Raw genomic sequence first — 9,356 nt, forward strand, 5'->3', positions numbered from 1 at the left:
GCCACGTGCAGGCGTGAGAACACCTGACTGATCGCCAGCGACGCGCGCTCGAGCAATTGCGAGCCCGACCAAGCCACCGGCATCACGTAGGGATAGGCCGCTTGATGCAACAGTGTGCGAATCGATGGCGGTCGGCCGCGCCTGCTGTCGGCCGCGTAAGTCTCGGGACTCGACCAGTACGCGCGCGGTGGATCGACTAACAGCAGACTCAACACCCACGAGCGCACGCTGCCGGGATTGGTCACCTGCAATTGGCGAGCGAGCGCGAATACGACCGGCTGGATGTAACGAATAACCCATTGCGGCCAGGGCCGCGCCTGCTCCGCCGGCAGCACGATGAGGTGCCACAGCCAACGTCCGAACTCCTGTCCCCAGCCGACTTCCAGCGGCCGCCCCGGTGGCGTGCGGGGATGAAAGCGGGAGACCTGAATGGTGTCGTTCGGATTGAGCACTTAGGTTTGCGGTTGGCCAAGCACGTTCATGGCGGCGGCAGAATAACGACGCGCGCCGTTCCGGTGCAGAGTGAATTTCCACAGCTCACTGGATTTTGCCGGCCGCAAGGTGCATATGGAACCATCGATGGCCTCGGAACATCTATCCCGTAACCGCCGCTCCGCTGGCGCCAAACCCTATGTTTATCGAGTAACCGACGATGCCGCCGCGCTCTTCTGGTGCAGCCCTCGCCTCGCACTACGACGACATGCCGCTGTCGCTACTGCTGTTTCGCTATCTGTGGCCGTTCTGGCTATTCAAGGACGCCAGCCGCGGCGACCGCATGACCCGCGCAGCCGCGTATCGCCACAACCGCAGTATGCGAATCTATCTGCCCGGCTATCTGATGAAATGGATGCTCAATTGTGTCGCCGCCTTCGGCATCGCCGCCGGCTTCGGCTCGTTGTCCACCGCGCAAGCGGCCAGCTCCGCCGCCTCGCTGGACGTGTTCGCCATCATCGCCGCCGGCTGGGGCATCATCTTCGCCTGCAGCGTGTGTGTGCTGTTCCTCACCAGCTACATCTACTTCTATCTGAGCCGCAACGACGCCTGACCGGCTCGTTTCAGCCTGCTCTGCCACCCGCCAACCTCCAACTCCCCAGCCCCTAACTCAGTTATTCTTGCCCGATATCGGGCAGGATGATTGGGAAATGAACCAGGACTCGGCAGACTTCGGCTCCGCAGCGGATTCGAAGGGGGCATCGGAGGACATGGGAGAGCTGGTCGATTACCTGACCCGCTCCAGCCGCCTGTCGCCCCAAGAAGCGGCCCGGCTGGTCAACGAAGTGCTGGCCTTCATGAGCGAAGTGCCCGAGGACTTCATCCGCCGTCGCCACCTGGCCCTGCAAGCGCAGGGGCTATCGAACCAAGCGATTTATCTGCAGATCGGCGAAGAGCTGGCGGCACGCCGTTTTCGAGCGCCCGAGTACAGCGAGCGACAGATCCGCCGAATCATTTACGGTTAACGGAAGGCTTCATCATGTGCGGCATCGTCGGTTACATCGGCAAGCGTGAAGCGGCACCGATTCTGGTGGAGGGCTTGCGACGGCTGGAATATCGCGGCTACGACTCGGCCGGCATTGCCTGCGCTCGCAACGAGAAGCTCAGCGTCTTCAAGAGCAAAGGCAAAGTACGCGACCTCGAGCGTTCGCTGCCCGAGCGACTCAAAGGCACGACCGGCATCGCGCACACACGCTGGGCCACACACGGCGAACCCAGCGACCGCAACGCTCATCCGCACACGGACGCCAGCGAACGCATCGCCATCGTTCACAACGGCATCATCGAAAACGCCGCGCAGCTACGTTCGAAGTTACAAGGCAGCGGCGTAACCTTTCGCTCCGAGACAGACTCGGAAGTGCTGGCTCATCTGATCGCCGCCATGCCTGGCAATAGCCTCGAACATCGAGTGCGCAGCGCGTTACGACACATCACCGGAACGTATGGGCTCGCCGTACTCGATGCGGAACACCCGGAAATCATCGTGGTCGCTCGTAACGGCAGCCCCGTGGTGCTCGGCATCGGCGAGCGTGAAATGTTTGTCGCTTCCGATCCCTCGGCGCTGGTGCGACACACGCAAAGCGTCGTGCATCTCGACGACGGCGAAATTGCAGTAGTTCGCGCCGACGGCTTCGAAACCTCCACGCTCGACGGCGGCACCACTGAAAAGAAGCCCTCTACCATTGCGTGGACCGACGAGTCGTACGACAAGCAAGGCTATTCGCACTACATGCGCAAGGAGATCGCCGAGCAGCCCGAATCCATTCGACGCACGCTCAGCGGTCGACTGGACACGCGCTTTCAAACCACGCACATCGGCGGCCTGGAAATGGCAGCGCGCGAGTTGCTGGAAATTCGTCGAGTGAAAATTCTTGGCTGCGGCTCGGCGTACATCGCCGGTTGCTTCGGCGCGCATCTGATCGAACAACTAGCTCGCGTGCCCGCGCACGCCGAGCCGGCGTCCGAGTTTCGGTATCGCAATCCGGTGATCGAGCAGGACACGCTCTACATCGCCGTCAGCCAATCGGGTGAAACGTTCGACACGCTCGCAGCCGTGCAGGAAGTGAAGCGCAAAGGCGGTCGCGTGCTAGGCATCGTCAATGCTGTCGGCAGCAGCGTTGCCCGCGAATGCGGACGCGGGATCTATCTGCATGCAGGTCCTGAAGTTGCGGTGGTTTCAACCAAGACGTTCACGTCGACCGCGGTCGCGTTCGCATTGCTGGCCATTCATCTCGGACGCATTCGAGACATGTCGACGGCACACGGCGCTCGCTTGATCAAAGCACTGGAAGCCTTGCCGGCGCAGGTCGACGAAATCCTGGCGATGGAACCGGAAATCGCCAAGCTCGCCAAAGAGCTGGCGACTCGCGACAGCTCTTACTTCGTCGGCCGCGCAGCCGGTTATCCGGTTGCGATGGAAGGCGCGCTGAAGCTCAAAGAGATCAGCTATATCCATGCCGAGGCTTATCCAGCCTCCGAGTTGAAACACGGCCCGCTGGCACTCATCAGCCCCGAGACGCCCACGGTCGTGGTCATTCCGCGTGACGATTTGTTCGCCAAGAATATTTCCACGCTGGAAGAGATTCGCGCGCGCAGCGGCCCGATCTACGCCATCACCCATCGCGGCGAGCCATTGCCGGTGGCGGTCAACGGCATCATCGAAGTGCCCAAATCCGAACCGGAGCTGGATCCGCTGCTGATGAATATCCCGCTGCAGCTACTGGCCTATCACGTGGCGCTGGCGAAGGATCGGAACATCGACCAACCTCGCAACCTGGCGAAGTCGGTCACGGTGGAATGATCAGCTGCAGACCTTGTTGCGGCCGGTACGCTTGGCCCGGTAGAGCATCTCGTCCGCAGTTCGGTACAGATCGGCGAGGGCCATGCCCTCCCGCAACGTGCCGGCGCCGACCGAGATGGTGACCCGAATGTTTTTGTCTTCTGCGACGAAGGCATGTGCTTCCACAATCGAGCGCAGCTCCTCGCCGATCTTGGCGGCGTTGGGCAGCGAGGTCTCGGGCAGGATCACGCAGAACTCTTCGCCGCCGTAACGTCCCAGACGATCGCTGGGGCGCAGCCGCCGCTGCAGAATGCCAGCCAGGCCACGCAGCACCGAGTCGCCGGTGAGATGACCGTGCGTGTCGTTGACGCTCTTGAAGTGATCGATGTCGAGCATCAACAGCGACAAGTCGCGACTGTGCCGCCGCGCCCGGGGAATCTCTTCTTCCAGAATGGTGTCGAGCTGCTTGCGGTTGGCCAGATCGGTCAGGCCGTCGGTCACCGTCATGCGATGAATGATTTCGTGGTACTGCAGCTCGATGTCCGAGCCGGACAGATACTTGAAAATGGTGTCGCCGACCTTGAGCCGATCGCCGCGCTCCAGCTGGCGCTCGCGCACCGAATGCACGTCGTCGTTGATGAAAGTGCCGTTGGTGGAGGCCAGATCGACCACGAACAGATTGCCGGCGCGCTGCTCCAGCCGGGCATGCCGGCGGGACACACAATCGCTCGGCAGAACGATGTCGTTATCGCGGCCGCGGCCTACCTCAGTGGTCGGCTTGTCGAGGACATAGCGCCGTCCCAGCTCGGTCTGCACCGGCGCATGAATGACGACCAAGCAGGCCTCGCCAGGCCGCCTGACTCGTAATTCATCCAGCCCGGTAACGCGGGTTTGTACGTCGTAATCGGAGTCCACGGTCTGCAAGATACTGTGACCTCGGAGCCAGCGTCCAGCCGATCTGCCAGCCGCGCCGACCGGCGGTCGACTAAAACTTGAAGCCGGGTTTATTCGGCAACAAAGCGCGCACTTCGGCGTCCTGCAGCTCCCGCCACTGCCCCACTTTGAGACTGCCCAGGGTCAAATTGATGATCCGCACGCGTTGTAGCCGCAACACTTTGTAACCGAAAAACGAGCACATGCGCCGGATCTGGCGATTCAGGCCCTGGGTCAGCACGATCCGGAAGGTGGCCGGGCCGACGCGGCTCACTTTGCAGGGCCGGGTCACGGTGCCCAGGATGCGCACCCCGCTGGCCATGCCGTTGAGAAAGATTTCGGTGACCGGCCGGTCCACCGTCACCACATATTCCTTTTCGTGGGCGTTCTCGACCCGCAGGATCTCGTTGACGATGTCGCCGTTGTTGGTCAGCAGGATCAGCCCTTCGGACTCCTTGTCGAGCCGGCCGATGGGAAAGATGCGCTCTTGGTAGCCGACGAAATCGGTGATGTTGTCGCGGATCTCGCGATCGGTAGTGCAAATCACGCCGACCGGTTTGTTGAGCGCCAGATAGACGTGCTTCTGTTCGCCGCCGACCGGTTGGCCGTCGACACAAACGGCATCGCCTTCATTGACCTGCGTGCCGAGCGTGGCGACCACGCCGTTGATGGTGACTCGCCCTGCTTCGATACGTGCATCGGCCTCACGCCGCGAGCACAGACCAGTCTCGCTGATGTATTTATTCAGCCGCACGTCTAAGCGGACGGAATGAAATCGTCGTCGGCCTGGTGCTCACGTTCGAATTTCAGGAACTCGTGATAGCCGCAACGATTGCCGTACGGATACTTTCGACAAACATTCGGCCGCGCCTCGTACACGGTGCAGCGGCGCTCGTCGGTATCGAAGAAGCGGCAAATGGTCTTGTAGATATGATCCTTCTTGTGTCGCAGGATCTGTTCGTCCACTTCCTTGGTCTTGAAGTTGTAGGTGAACTTCTCTTTGGCGGCGGCCGGCGACAAGCCGAAATGCTTGCCCAGCCGCGCGATGTCGTACTCGCTGATGGCGATACGCGAATGACTACAGCAGTAGCCGGGACAGGTCGAACAGTCGTAACGCATCTTCATGAGCCGACTCTCTGCAGCGTGCTGAAAGTGAATGCGTGGGCGTGGCGATCGTCGGCCGGATGATACTCCTTCGCGACTTCTTGCCACTCTTGCTCACGCAGCTCCGGAAACACCACGTCACCGTCGACCGCCGCGTGCACGCGGGTCACATGGATGGTGCTGACCTTGGGCAGCGCCTGTCGATAGATCTCGGCGCCGCCGACGATGACGATCTCCGGCGCGGGCTGCGCAGTGGCAATCGCGTCGTCGATGGAAGTCACTACGGTGCAGCCGGGAATCTGCAGCCCGGGCTGACGCGAGATCACGATGTTCAAGCGGCCAGGCAACGGCTTGCCGATGGAGTCGAAGGTCTTACGACCCATCACGATGGGTTTGCCCAGGCTCAGCGCCTTGAAGCGCTTCAAGTCGTCAGGCAAACGCCACGGCAGCTGATTGGCGCTGCCGATGACGCCGTTATCGGCCACCGCGACAATGATGCTGAGCATTGACGATCAGCGCCGCGACTTCTTCTTGGTTTTGGCCTTGCTCTTGGCCTGAGTCTTGGTTTTGACCTGAGTCTTGGTCTTGGTCTTGGGCTTCGACTTGGTCTTGGGCTTAGCTTTGGACTTGGCGTTGGACTTGGACTTCGCCTTGGCCTTCTTCTGCTCGGCCTCACGCTTATCCAACGGTTCCTTGTCCAGCATGGTGCCGCGGCACTTCTTGGCGCCACAGCGGCAGGCATACAACGCCAGTTCGGTCGGATCGTCGGTGCTTTCCCAAGTGAGCTGATAGTCGTAGCCCAGCTCTTCACCTGGCTTGATGGCGCGGATGGTATCGATGAACACGCGGCTGTTTTCGATCACGGTCTCGCAATTGGGATTGCAGCTGTGATTGATGAAGCGCGCGTCGTTGCCGTCCACGCCGGCATCGATCACGGTGCGATTGCTGGCGATGAACAGGAAGGTGTGGCCGTCATCGTCGCCCTTCATCTCGTAGCGCGCGTCGGCTTCGCCGTGCGAAATGCGCTCGCCAAGATATTCCAGCACGCGCGTGCCTTTCTTGATGGGCGCAACGGCATACACGCCGCGGCCGTGAATATCGGAGTTGCGAGCTTCCACCAGCGGCGAATGCGCTAGCGTCGAGTTGGCCGACTTGGAAGAACGAGTTTGAGTGCGCGATGACGCGCGGCGATTCTGCTTGGGCATGGGACGCTTAAACAGCCTTAGACAGCGATGGGCGCTTTGATGGACGGATGAGCCTGATAATTCAGGATCTGAAAATCTTGATACTCGTATTCGAAGATCGACGGCGGCTTGCGCTGGATGGCCAGCGTCGGCAGCGGGAACGGCTCACGACGCAATTGCTCGTCGGCCTGGTCGAGATGATTCGAATACAAATGACAGTCGCCGCCGGTCCAGATGAACTCGCCGGGCTCGAGATCGCACTGCTGCGCGAACATGTGCGTCAGCAAGGCGTACGAAGCAATGTTGAACGGCACGCCCAGGAACACGTCGGCGCTGCGTTGATACAGCTGACACGACAGCTTGCCGCCGGCCACCCAGAACTGAAACAGCGCATGACAGGGCGTGAGCGACATCTGCTCCAGCTCGCCCACGTTCCAGGCATTGACGATGATGCGGCGTGAATCGGGATTGCGCCGGATCAAATCCAAAGTGCGACTGATCTGGTCGATGGTCTTGCCATCCGGCCCAGGCCAGGAGCGCCATTGCTTGCCGTAGATGGGGCCGAGTTCGCCGCGTTCGTCGGCCCACTCGTCCCAAATCGATACGCCATGATCCTGCAAATATTTGACGTTGGTGTCGCCCTTCAAGAACCACAACAACTCATAAACGATGGACTTCAGGTGCAGCTTCTTGGTGGTGACCAGCGGGAAGCCCTGCGCCAGATCGAAGCGCGCCTGATAGCCGAACACGGACAGCGTGCCGGTGCCGGTGCGATCGGTCTTCTGCACACCGTGCTCACGAATGTGCCGCAAGAGTTGCAGATACTGATTCATGAAGGCGAGTTCACTGAGCCGGGACGAGCTGCTTGGTACCGTAGTTACCGCTGGCCTGCTGGCTGCGATACGCCCAGGCGATCAGGATGGCGCCGAGCACGACCATGGGCAGCGACAGGATTTGACCCATGGTCACCCAGTCGAACAACAGATAGCCGCGATTCTCATCGGGCACGCGCACGAACTCCACGATGAAACGGCACACGCCGTACAACATCAGGAACAGGCCAGCCGGCGCCAACCGCGGCCGCTGCTTGCGAGTGAACAGCCACAGCACGATGAACACCAACAAGCCTTCCAGCACGCCTTCATAGAGCTGCGAGGCATGCACATGTAACACGCAAGGATCGACGGCGAAGCGTTCGCACAGGCGCAGCGCTTCAGCTTTCTGCACAGGGAACAGCGGCACGGGATCGACCGTGAAACCCCACGGCACGTTGGTGGGCTTGCCCCACAGCTCGCCGTTGATGAAGTTGCCGATGCGGCCGGCGAAGATGCCCAGTCCGGGCAGCGGCGCCAGAAAGTCGAGCACATCGGCAAAGCGTCGGCTGCGTTGCCGGGCGAATAGCAGCACCGCCAGCACCACGCCGATCAAGCCGCCGTGGAACGACATGCCGCCGTCCCAGATCCGAATCACGGTGAGCGGATCCTCCAGCACCTGCTCGATGCCGTAGAACAAGCACCAGCCCAGCCGGCCGCCGGCGATCACGCCGATGGCGGCAAAGAAAATCAGATCGTCGACATCGTTGGGCTGCCAGGTCGAATCCGGACGCGCGGCGCGCCGGCGGGCCAGCCACCAGGCGGCGGCAAAGCCAATGACATAGGTCAGCCCGTACCAGCGCACTGCTACCGGGCCAACCGAGAAAATGATGGGATCGATCGCGGGGTAGGAAATCATGTCCGGCGGGAGTATATCAACGCCACCGAGGCCCCCGCCTACTGTCGCTCATTCGGTCACCACCCGGCAGAAAAACGCTTTCAGGTAGCGGGTTTCCGGGATGGCTGGATGCAGCGGATGGTCAGGGGCCTGGCCGCCGACCTCCACCACCTGCGCGAACTTGCCGAGATGGCGCGCCCCCCGCTGAATCGCAGTGAGCAGGTGATCCGGCTCCAGGTGATACGAGCAGGAGCACGACACCAGGATGCCGTCCTTGTCCAGCAACTGCATGGCGAGCTGATTGAGCCGTTTGTAGGCCCCTTCGCCCTTGGGGATATCTTTCTTGCGCTTGATGAACGCCGGCGGATCGACGATCACCACGTCGAAGCGTCGGCCCTGGGCGTGCAGCGACTCCATCACGTCGAAGGCATCGCCCTTGATCACGCTGGGCTTCAGCCCGTTGGCCGTGGCACTTGCCTGTAACTGCTCCAACGCGCTGGCCGAGGAATCCACACAAGTGGCTTCGGTGGCACCCGCCTTGAGCGCACCCAGGCCCCAGGCGCCGAGGTAACTGAAAACGTCCAGCACGCGTGCGCCGCCCACGTATTTGCGCAGGGCCAGTCGATTCGACGCCTGGTCGAAGAACCAGCCGGTCTTCTGACCGCTACCCAGCGGCACCTGATAGCCGACACCGCCTTCTTCGACCACCACGAATTCGGGCGCCTCGCCGAACACGGTTTCAACGTAATGCGGCAGGCCTTCCAGATCGCGCACGCCGGCGTCGTTCTTCCACACCAGCGCGGTCGGATCGATGACTTTTTTCACGGCCGCTTCGATCTGCGGGCGCAGCGCTTCCATACCGGCAGTGGCGATCTGGCCGACCACCACGTCGCCGAACCGATCCAGCACCAGGCCCGGCAAGCCATCGGACTCGCCGTACACCAGCCGATAGAACGGCTTTTCATAGAGCGAGCGACGCAGCGACTGCGCCACCTGCAAGCGATGCACGATCAGCGACTTGTCCGGCACGTAGGCCGAATTGCGCCCCAGAATGCGCGCGCTGATCAGTGAGTGCGGATTCACATAGGCGTAGCCCAGGAATTTGTCGCGATCGGAAACCACACGGCACAACGCGCCCGGCTGAAAAGCCGTCA

The 9,356-nt window shown here is 61.4% G+C and carries 12 protein-coding genes; 3 read left to right on the forward strand and 9 right to left on the reverse strand.

What is annotated here, in order from left to right:
• Positions 1-452: hypothetical protein (locus JNL55_RS09910; RefSeq protein ID WP_293852528.1), on the reverse strand; the 452-nt coding region annotated here is incomplete at its 3' end.
• Positions 453-652: 200 nt separating this feature from the next.
• Between JNL55_RS09910 and JNL55_RS09915 the strand changes: the two genes are divergently transcribed.
• From JNL55_RS09915 to glmS, 3 genes are all read left to right on the forward strand, one after another.
• On the forward strand, positions 653-1,045 hold the full coding sequence (locus JNL55_RS09915; RefSeq protein ID WP_293852529.1) for a hypothetical protein: 393 nt from the start codon (positions 653-655) through the stop codon (positions 1,043-1,045).
• 97 nt (positions 1,046-1,142) lie between these two features.
• Positions 1,143-1,457, forward strand: coding sequence for a hypothetical protein (locus JNL55_RS09920; protein ID WP_293852531.1), 315 nt, complete (start codon positions 1,143-1,145; stop codon positions 1,455-1,457).
• Positions 1,458-1,471: 14 nt separating this feature from the next.
• Positions 1,472-3,292, forward strand: a complete 1,821-nt coding sequence (glmS, locus tag JNL55_RS09925; protein WP_293852533.1) for a glutamine--fructose-6-phosphate transaminase (isomerizing) — start codon at positions 1,472-1,474, stop codon at positions 3,290-3,292.
• On the opposite strand, the gene JNL55_RS09930 is transcribed toward glmS, so the two are convergent.
• The 8 genes from JNL55_RS09930 to JNL55_RS09965 form a co-directional block, all read right to left on the reverse strand.
• Complete coding sequence (locus tag JNL55_RS09930; protein WP_293852535.1) at positions 3,293-4,186, reverse strand: GGDEF domain-containing protein; 894 nt, start codon at positions 4,184-4,186, stop codon at positions 3,293-3,295.
• Between the two features lie 70 nt (positions 4,187-4,256).
• The gene (gene rluF / locus JNL55_RS09935; protein WP_293852537.1) at positions 4,257-4,958 is read right to left on the reverse strand and encodes a 23S rRNA pseudouridine(2604) synthase RluF; all 702 of its coding nucleotides are present in this window, start codon (positions 4,956-4,958) and stop codon (positions 4,257-4,259) included.
• 2 nt (positions 4,959-4,960) lie between these two features.
• On the reverse strand, positions 4,961-5,329 hold the full coding sequence (locus tag JNL55_RS09940) for a YkgJ family cysteine cluster protein (protein ID WP_293852539.1): 369 nt from the start codon (positions 5,327-5,329) through the stop codon (positions 4,961-4,963).
• Complete coding sequence (gene folA, locus JNL55_RS09945; protein ID WP_293852541.1) at positions 5,326-5,814, reverse strand: type 3 dihydrofolate reductase; 489 nt, start codon at positions 5,812-5,814, stop codon at positions 5,326-5,328. The genes JNL55_RS09940 and folA overlap by 4 nt, the downstream gene beginning before the upstream one ends.
• A 6-nt stretch (positions 5,815-5,820) precedes the next feature.
• Positions 5,821-6,513 (reverse strand): SET domain-containing protein, encoded by a 693-nt coding sequence (locus tag JNL55_RS09950; protein ID WP_293852543.1) that lies wholly within the window; start codon positions 6,511-6,513, stop codon positions 5,821-5,823.
• A gap of 17 nt (positions 6,514-6,530) precedes the next feature.
• Positions 6,531-7,325, reverse strand: a complete 795-nt coding sequence (locus JNL55_RS09955) for a thymidylate synthase (RefSeq protein WP_293852544.1) — start codon at positions 7,323-7,325, stop codon at positions 6,531-6,533.
• Positions 7,326-7,335: 10 nt separating this feature from the next.
• Complete coding sequence (lgt, locus tag JNL55_RS09960) at positions 7,336-8,223, reverse strand: prolipoprotein diacylglyceryl transferase (RefSeq protein ID WP_293852546.1); 888 nt, start codon at positions 8,221-8,223, stop codon at positions 7,336-7,338.
• A 48-nt stretch (positions 8,224-8,271) separates the two neighbouring features.
• Positions 8,272-9,356, reverse strand: a 1,085-nt coding sequence (locus tag JNL55_RS09965) for a class I SAM-dependent rRNA methyltransferase (protein ID WP_293852548.1), incomplete at its 5' end; no start/stop codon positions are given.

The organism is Steroidobacter sp. (genome assembly GCF_016790065.1).
GTDB lineage: Bacteria > Pseudomonadota > Gammaproteobacteria > Steroidobacterales > Steroidobacteraceae > Steroidobacter.

Coding starts and splice junctions, on each gene's coding strand:
- glmS (WP_293852533.1), top strand. CDS start 1,472: ATGTGCGGCATCGTCGGTTACATCGGCAAGCGTGAAGCGGCACCGATT.
- folA (WP_293852541.1), bottom strand. CDS start 5,814: ATGCTCAGCATCATTGTCGCGGTGGCCGATAACGGCGTCATCGGCAGC.
- JNL55_RS09940 (WP_293852539.1), bottom strand. CDS start 5,329: ATGAAGATGCGTTACGACTGTTCGACCTGTCCCGGCTACTGCTGTAGT.
- JNL55_RS09920 (WP_293852531.1), top strand. CDS start 1,143: ATGAACCAGGACTCGGCAGACTTCGGCTCCGCAGCGGATTCGAAGGGG.
- JNL55_RS09950 (WP_293852543.1), bottom strand. CDS start 6,513: ATGCCCAAGCAGAATCGCCGCGCGTCATCGCGCACTCAAACTCGTTCT.
- JNL55_RS09955 (WP_293852544.1), bottom strand. CDS start 7,325: ATGAATCAGTATCTGCAACTCTTGCGGCACATTCGTGAGCACGGTGTG.
- lgt (WP_293852546.1), bottom strand. CDS start 8,223: ATGATTTCCTACCCCGCGATCGATCCCATCATTTTCTCGGTTGGCCCG.
- JNL55_RS09915 (WP_293852529.1), top strand. CDS start 653: ATGCCGCCGCGCTCTTCTGGTGCAGCCCTCGCCTCGCACTACGACGAC.